The sequence below is a fragment of the Enterococcus sp. C76 genome, from assembly GCF_040886985.1.
In the GTDB taxonomy this organism is placed as follows: Bacteria; Bacillota; Bacilli; order Lactobacillales; family Enterococcaceae; genus Enterococcus_B; species Enterococcus_B lactis.
Genome location: NZ_JBFOEY010000003.1, coordinates 212,191 through 228,209, shown reverse-complemented (window position 1 = coordinate 228,209; position 16,019 = coordinate 212,191). Strand labels below are relative to the sequence as shown.

Here is a 16,019-nt window from a genome sequence, read left to right as displayed (position 1 = left end):
TTTTTTTGAGAATATTGCAAAAAATGGAAAAATTTACGGGAAAATATTCTATATTTTTTGTTTTATTGTGTTAAAATGTACAAGATTTGCACCATTTGCGTAAACAACCACAAAAAAGAGCAGGGCGTCCACCGTCCTGCTCTTTTACTTATTTTAAGTGCAATTACTTATTAATTCGCTAAACTTCTGCTTGTTTCTCTCCAATGATCCGCACTTCTGTTTCTAAAGACACATCAAATTTTTCTTTGATTACTTCTTGGATGTGCGCAATCAATTCAATATAATCTGTCGCTGTCGCATGATCGATATTGACGATGAATCCAGCATGTTTTTCAGAGATTTGTGCACCGCCCCATTTCAGACCTTGCAATCCTGCTTGCTGGATCAGCTGACCCGTATAATGTCCTACTGGGCGCTTAAAGACACTGCCGCATGAAGGGTACTCTAATGGCTGTTTTGATTGACGCAATTCTGTCAACTCATCCATTCGTGCTTTGATTGCTTCATAATCCCCTGTTTGCAAACTGAATCGAGCTTCCAATACGATAGCACGTAGTTCTTGGACTTTACTGTGACGATAAGAAAATACCATTTCTTCTTTTGTCAAAGTTTTCAATGTTCCATCTTCAAGCAAAAGATCCACTTCAGCAAAAACATCTTTGATCTCTCCGCCATACGCACCTGCATTCATATAAACCGCTCCACCGACACTTCCAGGGATGCCGCAAGCAAATTCAAATCCAGTCAATGATTCGGCCAAAGCTGCATAAGTCGTATCAATCAGTGAGGCACCTGCTTCCGCAATGACCATCGTTCCTTTGACATGAATCTGTTTCATTTCAGTCAGCATGATGACTACACCGCGGATTCCGCCATCTTGAACGATCAGATTGCTTGCGTTTCCTAGTACCATCCAAGGTATATCATGGATTCGGCAATAATCGATGATTTGCTTTACTTCTTCTTGCTTTTTCGGGAATGCAAGGACATCAGCTGGTCCGCCTGTTTTCGTAAACGTATAGTTCATCAATGGTTCATCAAACAATAAAGTGATCGTGGCTAAGCTTTCAACTATTTCTTCTTTATTCACTGAGGATTTTCCTTTCTTTTCTCAAACGTCCCCATTATTCTATCACGCTTAATACAATCTTGCCAGTCTTGTTCAAAGTTGATGACGGTAGTGCTCTTTAAGCACTTCCTCGCATAATTCATGACTTCTTACAACTTCTTGCTGTTTAAGCAGTTCTGCTTCCGGTTTACCTGAACGTACCTGAGATAAGAAGGCCTCTACCATTGGCTCAAATCCGCGTTTGACTAGCGTGTTCGTCCAGTCGCCAAATTCTTTCACCTTTTTTCCATCAGCATCTTGAATGACAAGCTGGGTCAGGTCGCTTACTTCATAAGTACCATTCTTACTTGTTACTTGATATTTTTCTGTATTAGCACCACTTGCCAAATCCATCGTTAATATAGCCGTTTGATTTTGTGTTTCTAATTGTAAAATGGCATATTCCAAATATTCCTTTGTTTCTCTTATCTGATATTTTGTTCTCAAAATGGGTTCATCCAATAAATACACCGCTGTATCAATGAGATGTAAAAATAAATCATAAAGGACGAATTCTGTCGTCTCTTTTGCCGCTATTCGATTTTTTTGCAGTTGGATCAGCCGCTTCTCTGGAATACGTTTCAATTCTTCTACCATAGGAGCAAAGCGTCGGTTAAAACCGACCATCAAGATCACTTGGTTCTTATCAGCCAATTCTTGCAATTCACGCACTTCGTTTAGATGGACACTCAACGGTTTGTCAATATAAACATGGATACCATTTTCTAGACATCTTTTTGCTAGCTCATAATGTACTTTTGTTGCTGCGTGGATCATGCATGCTTCGATTTTTTCTTCTAAGAGCTCATCGATCGTTTCATATAGATGTTGGAACCCATATTCTTTTTGGATTCTTTCTTTTGTTTCTTTATTTCGTGTTGCAAAATAAAAATCAACTGTTCCTTGTTTTTTCGCATAGGTTGGTAAATATGCTTTTTCTGCAATATTCCCTACACCGATTACACCAATCTTCATCGACTTTCCTCCTGGATCATTTAGTTACTTTCATCTTACACCATTTTTTACTAAAATGAGGTACAATAGTATCGCAAAGGTAAGGAATTTAATTTGAAGGAGTGTGCTTTTATTGAAATTTATCTCTTGGAACGTCAACGGGCTTCGTGCCATCGTAAATAAAAATTTTTTAGAAGTTTTTCATGAGTTAGACGCCGATTTTTTCTGTTTGCAGGAAACAAAGCTCCAAGCAGGACAGATCGATTTAGATCTTCCTGGTTATTATCAATATTGGAATTATGCGGAACGAAAAGGCTATTCTGGTACAGCCATTTTTGCTAAAGAACCTGCATTGAATGCCACTTACGGAATGGGTATCGATATCCACGACACAGAAGGCCGTCTGATCACTTTGGAATATTCCGATTTCTTTCTTGTAACTTGTTATACGCCAAATTCTCAAAGTGAATTGAAACGTTTAGATTACCGATTAGAATGGGAAGAAGCCTTTTATAATTATTTGGAAAATCTAAAGAAACAAAAAACAGTCATCGTTTGCGGGGATCTAAACGTCGCGCATCAAACGATCGATTTGAAAAACTGGAAAACGAATCAAAAAAATGCTGGATTCACTCCGGAAGAAAGAGCGGCTCTTTCTCGACTGTTGGATAACGGGTTTATCGACACATTTCGTTATTTTTATCCAACCCAAGAAGGTGTTTACTCTTGGTGGAATTACCGATTCAATTCAAGAAAAAACAATGCTGGTTGGCGGATCGATTACTTTTTGACGAGCAAAGATTTAGCGCCAAGACTGGCTGATGCAAAGATCCATACGGACATTATGGGCAGTGACCATTGTCCAGTAGAATTAGATTTAAAATAAAGAGGTTGTGAAAAAGCTGTTTAGTTTCGAGTATGAAGAAAAATTTTGTGAAAATGGCTTTCCCATTTTTGCATAAATTTGGCTTAATACCGAGAAACTGGCTTTTGAACACCGTTTACCAAGAGGTTGTGAAATCAGCGTTTGACCTTAGTATTAGAGAAACAAAGGGCAAAATAGTTCCTCATATTTTGCCGTTTGTTGAGCGAATACCGAAGGTCAGCTGATTGAACACCGTTTACCAAGAGGTTGTGAGCCTGCCGTTTCACTCTGAGGCACAAGGAGCAATTTCAAAAAACAGCTTCTCATGTTTGTTGGATATTGTGACTTGTGACCGAGGAGTTGGCAGGAGAACACCGTTTATCAAGAGGTTGTGAAATCAGCGTCCTGACCTGAGTATTAGAGAAAGAAAACGGCAAAATAGTTCCTCATATTTGCCGTTTTCTGAGCTGATACTCAGAAGTCATGATCCTCTCGTCTAACTCCGAGTCGCAAGGAATGAGTTCAAAAAATAGCTTTTCTCTACAAAAACTACATAAAAAATCCGATGTTTTTTGTTAAAACTATTTGTTTTTTTCAAAAGTATGTTACAGTAATTTCCCAAGGAGGTTTTACAGAAATGAATTTTGTTGCCATGGATTTTGAAACTGCCAATCATCAGCCTTATAGCGCTTGTTCTCTTGCGCTAGTCATGGTAAAAAACAGCCAAATCGTCGATGAATTCTATACATTGATACAGCCGGAAACTCCTTTTTTCTGGCGAAACGTCCAAATTCACGGAATCCATCAAGAAGATGTACGCAATGCGCCGAAATTTCCAGAAGTCTGGCAAACTATCCAGCCATATTTTCAAAAAAATCGTTTAATCGTTGCACATAATGCTGCTTTTGATACAAAGGTCTTAGCAGGTTGTTTAGATTATTACCATCTCGAACAGCCTAATTATCTTTCTTTATGTACAGTGAAAAGCAGTCGTCGCTTGTTTCCTGAATTTCCAAATCATCGATTGAACACTGTGTGCGAAAATTTGAACATCCAATTAGATCATCATCATGATGCATTGGAAGATAGTCGTGCGTGTGCGGAAATCCTGCTTTATCAAGAAAAAAAATTCGGGACAGATCCATTGAAAAAACTCGTGACTATAAAGTAAAATAATCATTTACTTATGAAACGCACAAAGAGGTTGTGAAATCAGCGTTTTGACCTGAGTATTAGAGAAACAAACGGCAAAATAGTTCCTCATATTTTGCCGTTTTTTGAGCTAATACCGAAGGTCAGCTGATTGAACACCGTTTACCAAGAGGTCGTGAGCCTGCCGTTCAGCTCCGAGTCACAAGGAGCAAGTTCAAAAAACAGCTTCTCATGTTTGATGAATGTTGTGGCTTGTGACCGAGGAGTTGGCAGGAGAACACCGTTTAAGGAAGAGGTTGTGAAAAAGCTGTGCTGCATCAAGTAATAAGAACAGCCAAACAAAAATAGCTCCTCCTATTTTTCGTTTGGTTGGGCTTATTACCGCAGATGCAAGCTTTTGAACACCGTTTATTCAAAAAAATGGACTGCGACACGACTTTTGTCACAGTCCATTCGTGCGTTTTTCTGCCTTCCCAAAAGGTTGACAGTTTCTTAACTCTTTTCTTATTTTTTCTATTCAATCAAATAACTCATTTTATATACATCTAAAAATTCACCTAAATCTGTTCTTGCCCCTCTAGGCATGACCGCTTCGATTTGGAAACCCATTTTCTGGTAAAGGTGTACGGCTCTTTCATTACGAACTTGAACATCCAGCTCCAATCGAAAAAGTACACCCATTTCCTTCGCCCAATTGATGATTTCTTCTAGCATAAGAGTACCTAGTCCCATCCCCCAATATTCCTGCAGGATACTGATACCGACTTCTCCCACGTGAGATAAACGAAATTGACTGTCTGCTTTGACTGATGCTGTTCCAACAATCGTCCCCTCATTGAGAGCAAGCAGCAATAAATTATTGTTGCTTTCGTACATATAACCCAACTCTTCTGCTAAAGTTCCTGGGGGTAAAAGAAGTTCAGCTTCGTCTAAAGCTAAAAATTCTGTCTCGCTATTGACTTGTTCCATCATCGAAAGAATATCTTTTGCATCTTTTGGCACTGCTTCCCGCAAGATGATTCCAATTTCTTCACTCATGGTTTTCAACCCATTTTTCTAGGATTCGCTGTTTGAATGTTTCACTTTGTTCACCATATGAGATCAATTTCACATAACGCTTTTCTAAATCTGTATCACTTTTTTCTAAAATCAGTTCCAAATAATCTTCTGGCAGTGCTTCTTCTAATAGATTTCCCCATTCGACAACGGAAAGTCCATCTCCTTCAAAATATTCATCTAACCCTAAGTCAGCTCCGCTAGCTGCTACCCGATAAATATCCATGTGATACAACGGAATCCTGCCTTGATTATATTCTCTAATAATCGTGTATGTCGGACTTTTGATCATTTGCGTTATTCCCAGTCCTTGGGCGATACCTTTCGTCAATGTTGTTTTACCCGCACCTAGATCACCAGTCAATATCAGATTATCACCTGGCATGGCGGAATGACCAATTGCCTCTGCAAATTGTTCTGTCATTGTTAATCCTGATAGTTCAATCATTTTTCATCTTCTCCCGCTCTTCTTTCTTTTTGCCAGTATATCGCGTAATGAAGTTTTTTTAAAGAAAAAAACGAACTAGTCAAGAACAGCAGCTGCCGTTTTTGGACTAGTCCGTGTGTATTTATTAATCAATCAATGTCTGTGCTGCTGTGATAATCGATAATTTATATACGTCTTCTTCATTTGCTCCACGAGACAAATCAGAAACCGGTTTGTTCAAACCTTGCAAGATTGGTCCGATTGCTTCAAAGTTACCGAAACGTTGAGCAATTTTATAACCAATATTTCCTGATTGCAATTCTGGAAATACAAAGACTGTTGCTTGACCAGCTACTTCTGAATCTGGCGCTTTCAGTTGTGCAACTGAAGGAACATAAGAAGCATCAAATTGCAATTCGCCGTCGATCAAATATTGCGGTGCTAGTTTTTTAGCGATTTTAGTGGCTTCAACTACTTTGTCTACTTCTGGCGATTTCGCTGAACCTTTTGTCGAGAAGCTCATCATCGCCACTTTTGGTTCGATATCGAACAGTTCAGCTGTTTTTGCAGAATCTACAGCGATTTCTGCCAATTCTTGTGCAGTTGGATTCACATTGATTGCACAATCAGAAAAGACATATTTTTCTTGGTCTCTTCCACGTACCATGATCATCGCACCACTTGTCCGACTGACACCAGGTTTTGTTTTGATGATTTGAAGTGCTGGACGAACAGTGTCACCAGTCGAATGGATTGCTCCAGAGACCATGCCGTCTGCAACGCCCATATACGTAAGCATCGTGCCAAAGTAATTCACATCTTTTAAAATCTTTTCTGCTTGTTCTTTGGATGCCTTTCCATTTCTACGTTCGACAAACGCATCTACCATTTCACCCCACTTATCGTAAGTATCAGGACTAATGATCGTAAAGCTAGATGTTTTGATTCCTCTGGCATGTGCTGCATTTCTTATTTCTTCTTCGTTTCCTACTAAAATGGGTTCCACCAGTTCTTCTGCTTTCAACCGGGCAGCTGCACCTAAAATTCGAGCATCAGTAGCTTCCGGGAAAACGATTTTGATCCCACGGCGAACAATCTTAAATCTTAAACTATCAAACAATTCCACAAGATGACCTCCAGACGTTTTTATATGTATTATCATACACTATTCCATAAAAAAAGAACAGTTTATTTTATCTGTATCAGTCAAAAATGCCGGAAAAATGAAGTTTTTCACATATATGGCAAACTGCGCTATAACAGGAAAGCGCTGTTTTATTACACTGTTTCAGGCAGCTGCCAATTAATCGGTTCTTCTCCTAACGCAAGGAGTGCATCATTCGTTTTCGAGAAGGGTTTGGAACCGAAAAAGCCACGGCTTGCAGATAGCGGACTGGGATGTGGAGATGTAATGATGATATGCCGGCTCTTATCGATCATTTTGATTTTTTCTTGCGCCGGTTTTCCCCACAAGATAAACACGATTGGTTTTTCTCGTTCATTTAATTTTTCAATGATCGTGTCTGTTAATCTTTCCCAACCTTTCCCGCGATGTGAATATGCTTGCCCTTCCCTAACAGTAAGGACAGTGTTGAGTAAGAGGACTCCCTGTTTAGCCCATGATACTAGGTTTCCATGTTGAACAGGTACGATACCAAGATCATCATGAAGCTCTTTGTAGATATTTCTTAAAGATGGCGGGATCTTCACGCCAGGCTGCACAGAAAAAGATAATCCATGAGCTTGGTTTTCTCCATGATAAGGATCTTGTCCTAAGATCACTACTTTGACTTCTTCATAAGGAGTCAATTCCAACGCTTCATAGATATGATACATATCTGGATGGATCTTTTGGGTCGCATATTCTTTCTTTAAAAATTCTCTTAGATGCAGATAATAATCTTTTGAAAATTCTGAGGACAAAACTTCTTGCCAACTGTTATGAATGATTTCTTTCAAAACCTCCACCTCCTAATAAAAAGAATAACTCACATTTTCTTCAATCACAAGGGACAATCTTCCCCCTCAGCACTTGATTAATATGGTAAACTAGGAACAAGAAGCAGAAAGGAACGATAATCATTATGATCAAATTAATTGCATCAGATATGGATGGTACATTATTAGATGCCCATATGAGTGTTTCTCCTGAAAATGCCGAAGCGATACATTTTGCAAACGATGCCGGCGTTGAGTTCATGGTCGCTACTGGACGAAACTATCAAGAAGCTCGCGCCGCTTTGGATGAAGTAGGAATCGATTGTGCGATGATCACTTTGAACGGGGCACAAGTATTTGATAAAGAAGGAAATTCCTTGTTTACCGTATCCATCCCAACTAATCAAGCAACCTCTGTTTTGGATATTTTAGACGCTAACGGTATTTACTATGAAGTAGCAACCAACGATGGTCTTTATTCTGAAAATCAAGCGAAGCGGATCGAAAGCTTTGCTTCCATGGTCGCTACCCATTTACCTCACCTTACGTATAAAATGGCGATTGCCATGGCCTCAGCTAAGCTGGAGTTGTTGCACATCACATATGTAGACAGTATTCGTACCATTTTGGAAGAAAAGAATCTGGAAGTCTTGAAAATCATCTGTTTTCATACGGAAGGACCTGCCGTGTTAGGACCAGTTGGTAAGCAGATTTCTCTTTTAGGTGATTTAGCTGTCACTTCTTCTGGTCAAAACAATATTGAAGTGAACCATAAAAACGCTCAAAAAGGGATTGCCGTTGCCCATGTCGCGCATGAGCGTGGCATTTCTTTAGAAGAAGTCATGACGATTGGTGATAATTTTAATGATGTCAGCATGCTGCAAGTGGCTGGAGTCAGTTTTGCAATGGGAAATGCAGAAATCGAAGTAAAAGATTATGCCAAATATACAACGGACACGAACCTTGAATCTGGCGTAGGAAAAGCCATATTGCGCGCGATTGCAGAAGACTTATAGTTTTATCTAGAAAAGAGGGAGATAGATGTCAGAATTTTTCATTCAGGAAAAACAGCTTGGACGTGCAACTCGGACAATCGTCAAAAACGAAAAAGGGCATTCCCTGTTTTTGATGGTTGGTCGCTGGGGAACAAAGGGCGATGCGTTGTCTCTTTATGCCATGAATGGCGATCTTGTTGCCCACATCAAGCAAATAAGCCTGACATTCGGTACGCGTTTTGAACTGTATAAGGAGTTCGAAAAAGTGGGAACCATGCAGAAAATATTCAATTGGCCCGGTGATTTTTATTATATTCGTAGGCTTCACTGGACAGTCCAAGGTGATATCTATAATCATCAATATCAAATCCATCATTTCAATCAACAAATCATGAAGATGGATAAAGCTACGCTTTTTTCAGGAGATTACTATGTACTGGATATCTCAAATGATGAAGATGCTCCTGTTTGTATTTGTATTGCTGCGGTTTTAGATTACTGGCTTTACCGAAAGAACAAAAACAAAGAAAAGCCTTTATCCTATCGATTTGATGTGAATTAGAAAAAATAAAAGCAGCATGAAAGCAAGCTAACAATAAACAACCTCAACATCTAAGTCAAAATGAAGAATCTACGATATTGGGAGTCGTTACTTGATCGAGTAACGACTCCCAATATTTCTTATCAATAATAGAAAATACCAAAATTCCCCACGAAGCAGAGGTATTCAAACACTCTTGATGAACTAAAAAAGTGCTATTTCATCCGTCTATATTCTCCTATCACATATTAAAACTTTAATCGACCGATAGGACATCCTCCATTCGATCTGACCGTCCCTCTGTATATCCCTACATACCAGAATCTTCCTGTAGCAAAATCTTTGTCGTAAGACCAACTTTGTAAATATAATTGCCCACAATAAATACCATCATTATATATAATTGTATTTGTTAGACCGCTTAAAGTAGCCGATCGTCTTGTATGGTAGATAACTTTACTACCTCTGCTATTGATAGTACTCATTACTTGCTCAGCACTTAAATCATTTGTATCGGCATGTATTTTTTGTGAAAAAGCGGTTAATCCCCATATAACCATTGTTAAAATAAATAAGTTCTTAAATTTTTTCACTTATATATCTCCTTCCCTGAAATTTATTTTTGAAGGAATCGGTAAAGGTAAGGAATGGTGATAAAAATATCCCTCATAATATCCTCGAGTTCCATTTGAAACAGGCATTTCCCTATATTTTCCAAGCCAACCTCGATAGGCTCCAGATTGGAAGAATGCAACAGCTGGAGCAGGATTTCCAGTCGTTGTCCATCCACTTGTCCAATAACGTGTCAATATAGCTTGTGGAGAAATAGTGATAAACTTCATTTGATCGAAATCAAAAATAGTGGTTTCTACAATGTGAGAAGGAGCATCCTCACCATAGCTAAAATATTTTGTTTCAGCATGGACACCGTTATTACTTAATAAAAAAACAGCAACGGACAGTAAAAAACAACTAGATAAAAAAACATTTTTAATCATAAAAAACCTCCATTTCTATTTTTACACTCTGATCATACATTGAATTTTTATGCACATCAAACAAAACTTCAATTATATTACCATCATTTTTCAAATATGGTAAAATATAAGAAAAATAGAGGTTAAAGGAGACGATCACATGAAAAAAAAGTTATTAAAAAGAACTATTTATACATCACATTTGTTATTATTATTCATAATCAGCGGTTGCAATTCGAATTACAATAAAATAACTTATGTCACAATAGAACAAATTACAGCTAATGGAACCTTACAAACTAGAGGAACTTATATTTTAGATAATGGGTATTTAGAAATCAGTAAAGAATTTAAACAAAATATAAATTTAAATACCTCTCCAACAAAATTGTTAAGCGAAACCGATCGACTGTTACTGGCTGAAATGATTAAAGAAGACTTTCCTTCCGAAACTATTTCTACTGAAAATCCAGAATTACTGCAAAGTTTCAACAGGAAAGTCAAAAATGGAAGAGTGGAAATCGATTCTGATAATAAAAAAACTTATCTAATCGGAAAAGATTACAAAAAGGAATTTACATGGGTAGCTGACAATCAAGCAAGGCTAAAAGATTCATTCGGAGTCGAATACAGTTTTACAACGGATAGCAAATAGGACTGTGACAAAAATCGTGTCACAGTCCTTTATTTCGAACAAACGGTGTTCCAGAAGTAGCTTCTTCGAAAAATAAGCCGAAATGTTACAAAAATTTGAGAAGCAATTTTCGTAAATTCCTTCTTATTTCTTGAAGCTGACCACTTCTGTCACAACCTTATTAAAACCTATTCAATTTTTAGTAACAATTATTCTTCTTTACACTATTATTATTTTTTACTATTTGACCATTTAAATCAATTTAATTTCTTTTGCATATGATCATAAAGATGACCACTGATCATCCGCTGACCGACCACTTTGAAGCCATGGCGTTCGTATAATTTTTTAGCCTTTGGATTTTTTTCATCCACACTTAGTCCGATGACGGAGCGATTCGCTTTCTTCGCCAATTTAGGTAATGCTTCTAATAATCGTGAACCGATGCCTTGCCCTCTAAAATCTTCTGATACACTGATAGAGTCCAAATACCATTCATTGGGAAACGTTTCTTTATCAATGAACAAACGTGTAGACGCATCTAACTGATATTTTTCTAAGATAGGTACTAGCGGCTGATCGATGATTGCTTCTTCTTCATCTGTATAACCGTAAGCAACTCCTGCAACTTTACCGTCTATTTCTTCTACGATACCTCGTGAATAACTGTAGCGATAATTTGGATCAGTGATTGCTTCTTCTAAAATCTCTAAAGTTTTTTGTTCCCCTGTCTGCTTCAAAAATGGCAATTCCATGTCTTTTAGAATCACTAAGATCAATGGAGCGATTTCTGGAGCATCTTCTTTTCTCGCAAAACGAATCATAGTTTCCTCTCCTTTTCTCCATTCTAACATGCAGAAAAAGAAATCGCAAAATCGTTATTTTAAAAAATCTTCTATCTTTTCAGTAATGAAATAACCATGAGTAACGATTCTTGCCGCTTCAGTTCGGCAATAAGGGCAGACGATTGGCATTTCTTTATCATTATGTTCGACTACATTATTGACTTCTTCGTATGCAAATTTTTTTCCGCAATTAGGGCATTTCATTTTTTCCATGTTATCTCAACTTCCTTTCATCTTTACCCTCTTAGCTTACTCTTATATTGAAAAAAAGAGAAGCGATAGCCTTTTTCTATGCAGATATCCATACCTGTTGAGTCTGTTTTCCATCAATTAATTGGACTTGATAATACGGACGTTCATCTTTAACTACAATTGCCCACTCTTTCACTTTTGCTTTTTTCCCGTAGTAGCTGACTGCTTCCTTCATCGCTGCTTGCGGTTGCTTGAACTCTTCCGTTTTTTCTATGTCAAATAGAGGTTCTGCTGTTTTTTCTGTATGATTCCTTACAGTTGCTTTCCCAGTGGACGGATTGACTGCTATGACTTGTCCTTTACAAAAAAACTGGTATTCATATGTCGCATTCGTAGGATTATCCAATTCTTTTTCCACTGCAAAATGGATAGAAGATATATTATGTTTTTTTGTTTCTTTTTTAGCGATTGCTGCTGCTTCGTTCAATGAGATCCGATATTCTTGATCACTAATATCATCCAAGTGAAAAGCGGCGCTGAGCAATCCTGTCATACCGGTAAACAATATTACGATGAGGGCAGCAGCACCAAACATCATTTTTTTCATTCTTCATTCTCCTGTTTCTTTTTTTAAAGAATATCAAGAAATGAACGAACGAAAAATCGAATGAAACGAAAAAAAAGTGACAATTTTGTTATCTTTATTCGTGTAGTTCTAACGGCAACCCGTCTGGATCAAAGAAGAACGTCATTTTTTTCCCTGTAAACGTATCTTCTCTTACCGGTTCAGATTCGATCCCTAGGGAATGCAATTCTGCAATCGTTTCTTCGATATCGTCTACTTTGAAAGCAAGATGACGCAAGCCACAAGCTTCTGGATAGTTTGGTCGTTGTGGTGCATTGGCAATTCCAAAAATCTCCAATTCGGCACTTCCTAGTTTCAGATCTAATTTATAGTCATCTCGTTCTTTGCGGTAGTTTTCTCTGATTACTTCAAATCCTAATTTATTAACATAAAAATCACGTGATTTCTGATAATCTGAAACAATGATGGCTACATGATGGATCGTTGTAAGGTTCATATAAGCACTCCTATTCTTCGTTTAAATTCGTATCTATCTTATTCTCCAGCTCTATTGTAAATGTGTCAGCTTGAAAAAAATAGCTGTTTTTTCTTTTTATAAGAAAAAAGGCAAAAAAAAACAGAAAGTAGGTCCTCCAAGACACTCTTCCTGTTCCCAATATAATAAATGAAAGTAAGAAATTATATTTTCAAGAAAACAAACAGAAAATTATCATAACACAAATTATTTATAATTGAAAGACTAGTTTTTTTTTAAGAAAAGCATACAATAGATTGTGTTAGTAAATACAGAACACACTACATTTAGTGTCTTAAGGAGTCCTCATACATGAAGTCATATTTTCAGTTTTTAGCTCATCAGCTAAAAGGCTGGCCGCAACAAAATTATTATCTTTTCTTTTTCAGTCTTGGCTGTCAGGTCATGACTCTTGTCAATAGTCCCATCACTTGGCTGTCCGTTATCACATTTATCGGTACCACGCTTGGTGTATTGTGTATTTTATCCATCAATGCGGCAAAATCAGTCAACGGTATTTTAGGTATTTTGTCTGCGATTTGTTTTATTATCGTTGGATTTTCAGCAAAAAACTATTTAAGTATCGGTGAACAGATTGCTTATATGATCACATTGGATATCCCCGTATTGTTAAGCAAAGAATGGAATCATAATATGGCTTCAAAAATCCGAAAATTCACTGGAAAAAGCTGGTTTATCGCAATCATCAGTACTTTCCTTGTCTATCTTGTTTCAGGATTCCTGATTGGTCGTTATACAGATGATCCTCGCCCATGGGTAGATGCCATTGCTTTTTCCATTAGCTTGACTGCTGGTATCATCAGTTTCTTGCGTTACAATAACCAATATTACTGGTGGTTAGCTTCAGGGCTTGCACAAATGGTCCTTTGGTATATTTCATTTACGCATGGATCTGCAAGTTTGGCGATGTTCGTGAACAGCTCTGTTTACTTGCTGAATGATGTCCTTGCATTCACCGTTTCTCCTTGGTATAACCAAAAAGAACGTGAACGTATGCAAAAAATGGAAGAAGAATACTACAACGCACAACAACACGCATAAAAAATAGGCTTTCTCTCTATTTTTAGAGAGAAAGCCTATTTTTTATAGTAATTCCTTCAGATACTTTCTTGCCTCATCATTGAAACGCAGTGATTCTTCTAACTTCTGATAATATTCTAACGCTTGTTTTTGCGCTTCAGTAAAACGATAATGTTTTCCTTTCCATTTGTCGATCGTCTCTTGTACATTCCCAGAATGGATCTCCTTCACCACTAGCTGCCATTTTTCTTTTGAGACTGTGTGCTCTTTCTTATCAGCAGATTGTACGGCTTCTCGTTCTTTACGCAATACTTTTAAAAAACCATTTCTGACTATCCGAGGAATGCTGTCGAAGAATCCTTCCGTAAAACCATAGCGACAATATTGCTTCCAAATAAATAGATAGATTTTTGGTTGGATGAACCGTTGTTTTTTCGCAAAATATTCCATCTGAGCAATGACTTCTGGTGTTCGCTGACGTTTTGTCTTTCTCAATGCGGAAATAAACGTTTCAAAATAAGCATTAGGATGCGCTGGTACTTCTTCATAAACGATGGATTGCCAATCTTTACGTAAAAATGTGCGATAGTTGTTCAAGAATTCTTCTACATCCTTTACTAATTCTTCTGCAAAGTCGTCAAACAGTTCTTTCTTTATCTGTCGCTTTTTTGGCTGCCCGTTGATGTGTTCACTGATTTTCTTGATTTCATTTTCCAATGCTTGATAATCCGCTATGTAAATCGGCATTTCTGCTTGGCGAAATTCTGCGAGACGCTGTGCTAATTTTATATCCGGTAAATACGGCTGTTTCATCCGTCGATTTTGGTACAGGACAAAACAGTATTTTTGCCATAGTTCTTCAGGAAAATCGATATTCTTTTGCTTAAGCCATAATAATTCATCTAAGGCCAGATCGACTTTTGTCATTCCCTGATGGATCGAAGCTGCTACTGTCGGAGAAACATGCAGGTGATCGGCAAAGTGGTTGATACCTAGCTTTAGGGTCTTTCCGGTTTTTGGCGATTTGACGATATATTGCACTTTTAATTCTCTCCCACATTCGCAATACAATTTTTGCTGGCTTCGTTTTGTTCGAAAAAACGGATTGATCTTGAAGTCAGAAAACACCCAATCTGTTGCGGCCAAATAATGTTCTTCCATAAAACGAGAGCTGATTAGATATCGGCGGTGCTTATCGACTAGTTCCCGCTGTTTTTTTGTTAATTTTGCATATATCTCCCAACGTTGACTGCTTGTGTATTGTTTAGAGATCTTAATAGGATAGCTTTTGTTGATTTCTTTTGGAAACCATTCTTCAAAGACGGATTGCCATTCTTCCACGGCTATTTCTTTCCTTTCTAATTACAAAAAGCTGGCTACTAACATAACGTTAGCAACCAGCCAGTGTTTCTTGCTAAATTAGTGAGTTGTTCCGGCATTCCCGGAAATATCTTCTTTATTTTCTACTGCTGCTTCAACTGCATAAGTCAAAGAAGAAGCAATGTCTTCCAGAGACATAGAAGGTGTACCCACTGGACGATCGATCACTTGATCTGGTGAGAATGGTACGTGGATGAACCCACCGCGAATTGCAGGGAATTGCGTTTCGATCAAATGAAGCAAACGATACATGATATCGTTGCAGACAAATGTTCCTGCTGTATAAGAGATGTACGCTGGTAGACCATGATCTTGTACATTTTTTGTCATTGCTTTGATTGGCAATGAAGTAAAGTAAGCGGCTGGACCGTTTTCTTCTAAAGCCGTATCAAATGGCTGATTTCCTTCATTATCAGGAATTCTTGCTTCTGCTAGATTGATTGCGACACGTTCGAACGAGACTGCTGACCGTCCGCCTGCTTGTCCGACACAGATCACGACATCTGGTTGGTACTGTTGGATGGCTTCTTTGACTACTTGACTGCTTTTTTCGAATACGGTCGGTACTTCCACTTTGATGATTTCAGCACCGCTGATTTCATCTGGCATTTTCTTTACTGCTTCATAGGCTGGATTCACTTTGTCCCCACCAAATGGATCAAAACCTGTTACTAGTACTTTCATCTGTTGTTCCTCCGTCCGATTGATTTAACATATGGTTATCTTTTATCTTACCATTTTCCTTGAACAGCGTAAATAAAGGAAAGAAGAGTTTAAATAACATAACAGAGCAAACTTAATATATTCTTATAAA

Annotated in this window: 20 protein-coding genes; 6 read left to right on the top strand and 14 right to left on the bottom strand. The window is 37.8% G+C overall.

All coding sequences use genetic code 11. The features are described from left to right. Window positions 1–178: 178 nt before the first annotated feature. Window positions 179–1,090, bottom strand: a complete 912-nt coding sequence (gene murB / locus AB3I00_RS05805) for a UDP-N-acetylmuramate dehydrogenase (RefSeq protein WP_368024914.1) — start codon at window positions 1,088–1,090, stop codon at window positions 179–181. A gap of 72 nt (window positions 1,091–1,162) precedes the next feature. Beyond that, window positions 1,163–2,083 (bottom strand): Gfo/Idh/MocA family protein, encoded by a 921-nt coding sequence (locus tag AB3I00_RS05800; RefSeq protein WP_024634976.1) that lies wholly within the window; start codon window positions 2,081–2,083, stop codon window positions 1,163–1,165. A 112-nt stretch (window positions 2,084–2,195) separates the two neighbouring features. Here AB3I00_RS05800 and AB3I00_RS05795 point away from each other — a divergent pair, with 112 nt between their 5' ends. Together AB3I00_RS05795 and AB3I00_RS05790 are read left to right on the top strand one after the other, a co-directional pair. Further along, on the top strand, window positions 2,196–2,948 hold the full coding sequence (locus AB3I00_RS05795) for an exodeoxyribonuclease III (protein WP_123838250.1): 753 nt from the start codon (window positions 2,196–2,198) through the stop codon (window positions 2,946–2,948). 616 nt (window positions 2,949–3,564) lie between these two features. Then, a complete protein-coding gene (locus AB3I00_RS05790; protein WP_368024913.1) occupies window positions 3,565–4,098 on the top strand; it encodes a 3'-5' exonuclease in 534 nt (177 codons plus the stop codon). 494 nt (window positions 4,099–4,592) lie between these two features. On the opposite strand, the gene AB3I00_RS05785 is transcribed toward AB3I00_RS05790, so the two are convergent. From AB3I00_RS05785 to AB3I00_RS05770, 4 genes are all read right to left on the bottom strand, one after another. Further along, the gene (locus tag AB3I00_RS05785; protein ID WP_104764873.1) at window positions 4,593–5,117 is read right to left on the bottom strand and encodes a GNAT family N-acetyltransferase; all 525 of its coding nucleotides are present in this window, start codon (window positions 5,115–5,117) and stop codon (window positions 4,593–4,595) included. Continuing rightward, the gene (tsaE, locus tag AB3I00_RS05780; protein ID WP_002308391.1) at window positions 5,110–5,583 is read right to left on the bottom strand and encodes a tRNA (adenosine(37)-N6)-threonylcarbamoyltransferase complex ATPase subunit type 1 TsaE; all 474 of its coding nucleotides are present in this window, start codon (window positions 5,581–5,583) and stop codon (window positions 5,110–5,112) included. The genes AB3I00_RS05785 and tsaE overlap by 8 nt, the downstream gene beginning before the upstream one ends. A 124-nt stretch (window positions 5,584–5,707) precedes the next feature. Beyond that, window positions 5,708–6,688 carry a phosphate acetyltransferase gene (gene pta / locus AB3I00_RS05775; protein WP_104764872.1) on the bottom strand — a complete coding sequence of 327 codons (981 nt, stop codon included), beginning with the start codon at window positions 6,686–6,688 and terminating at the stop codon, window positions 5,708–5,710. 152 nt (window positions 6,689–6,840) lie between these two features. Continuing rightward, complete coding sequence (locus AB3I00_RS05770; RefSeq protein WP_368024912.1) at window positions 6,841–7,521, bottom strand: uracil-DNA glycosylase; 681 nt, start codon at window positions 7,519–7,521, stop codon at window positions 6,841–6,843. Between the two features lie 125 nt (window positions 7,522–7,646). Here AB3I00_RS05770 and AB3I00_RS05765 point away from each other — a divergent pair, with 125 nt between their 5' ends. Together AB3I00_RS05765 and AB3I00_RS05760 are read left to right on the top strand one after the other, a co-directional pair. Then, complete coding sequence (locus tag AB3I00_RS05765; protein WP_024635858.1) at window positions 7,647–8,516, top strand: Cof-type HAD-IIB family hydrolase; 870 nt, start codon at window positions 7,647–7,649, stop codon at window positions 8,514–8,516. Between the two features lie 25 nt (window positions 8,517–8,541). Next, window positions 8,542–9,057, top strand: coding sequence for an LURP-one-related/scramblase family protein (locus tag AB3I00_RS05760; protein ID WP_002375323.1), 516 nt, complete (start codon window positions 8,542–8,544; stop codon window positions 9,055–9,057). 227 nt (window positions 9,058–9,284) lie between these two features. On the opposite strand, the gene AB3I00_RS05755 is transcribed toward AB3I00_RS05760, so the two are convergent. Both AB3I00_RS05755 and AB3I00_RS05750 read right to left on the bottom strand, forming a co-directional pair. Then, entirely contained in the window at window positions 9,285–9,629 is a 345-nt protein-coding gene (locus AB3I00_RS05755; RefSeq protein WP_002308382.1) for a hypothetical protein, read from the bottom strand. Continuing rightward, window positions 9,630–10,034 carry a hypothetical protein gene (locus AB3I00_RS05750; RefSeq protein WP_368024911.1) on the bottom strand — a complete coding sequence of 135 codons (405 nt, stop codon included), beginning with the start codon at window positions 10,032–10,034 and terminating at the stop codon, window positions 9,630–9,632. It lies immediately after the preceding gene. A 139-nt stretch (window positions 10,035–10,173) separates the two neighbouring features. Between AB3I00_RS05750 and AB3I00_RS05745 the strand changes: the two genes are divergently transcribed. Then, window positions 10,174–10,668 carry a hypothetical protein gene (locus tag AB3I00_RS05745; RefSeq protein WP_002308379.1) on the top strand — a complete coding sequence of 165 codons (495 nt, stop codon included), beginning with the start codon at window positions 10,174–10,176 and terminating at the stop codon, window positions 10,666–10,668. A 236-nt stretch (window positions 10,669–10,904) separates the two neighbouring features. On the opposite strand, the gene AB3I00_RS05740 is transcribed toward AB3I00_RS05745, so the two are convergent. The 4 genes from AB3I00_RS05740 to AB3I00_RS05725 form a co-directional block, all read right to left on the bottom strand. Beyond that, on the bottom strand, window positions 10,905–11,471 hold the full coding sequence (locus AB3I00_RS05740) for an N-acetyltransferase (RefSeq protein ID WP_002346106.1): 567 nt from the start codon (window positions 11,469–11,471) through the stop codon (window positions 10,905–10,907). A gap of 54 nt (window positions 11,472–11,525) precedes the next feature. Beyond that, window positions 11,526–11,705, bottom strand: a complete 180-nt coding sequence (locus AB3I00_RS05735) for a hypothetical protein (protein WP_002308376.1) — start codon at window positions 11,703–11,705, stop codon at window positions 11,526–11,528. Between the two features lie 76 nt (window positions 11,706–11,781). After that, window positions 11,782–12,291, bottom strand: a complete 510-nt coding sequence (locus AB3I00_RS05730; RefSeq protein ID WP_368024910.1) for a hypothetical protein — start codon at window positions 12,289–12,291, stop codon at window positions 11,782–11,784. A 94-nt stretch (window positions 12,292–12,385) separates the two neighbouring features. Beyond that, window positions 12,386–12,766: a VOC family protein gene (locus AB3I00_RS05725; RefSeq protein ID WP_002313429.1), complete on the bottom strand. Its 381-nt coding sequence runs from the start codon at window positions 12,764–12,766 to the stop codon at window positions 12,386–12,388. A 330-nt stretch (window positions 12,767–13,096) separates the two neighbouring features. On the opposite strand from AB3I00_RS05725, the gene pnuC reads away from it, so the two are divergent. Then, entirely contained in the window at window positions 13,097–13,846 is a 750-nt protein-coding gene (gene pnuC / locus AB3I00_RS05720; RefSeq protein ID WP_002287078.1) for a nicotinamide riboside transporter PnuC, read from the top strand. Window positions 13,847–13,888: 42 nt separating this feature from the next. Here the strand turns inward: pnuC and AB3I00_RS05715 are convergent, their stop codons facing one another. Together AB3I00_RS05715 and pcp are read right to left on the bottom strand one after the other, a co-directional pair. Further along, window positions 13,889–15,166 carry a hypothetical protein gene (locus tag AB3I00_RS05715; RefSeq protein WP_368024909.1) on the bottom strand — a complete coding sequence of 426 codons (1,278 nt, stop codon included), beginning with the start codon at window positions 15,164–15,166 and terminating at the stop codon, window positions 13,889–13,891. A gap of 78 nt (window positions 15,167–15,244) precedes the next feature. Further along, entirely contained in the window at window positions 15,245–15,889 is a 645-nt protein-coding gene (gene pcp, locus AB3I00_RS05710) for a pyroglutamyl-peptidase I (protein WP_002344495.1), read from the bottom strand. Between the last annotated feature and the right edge of the window lie 130 nt (window positions 15,890–16,019).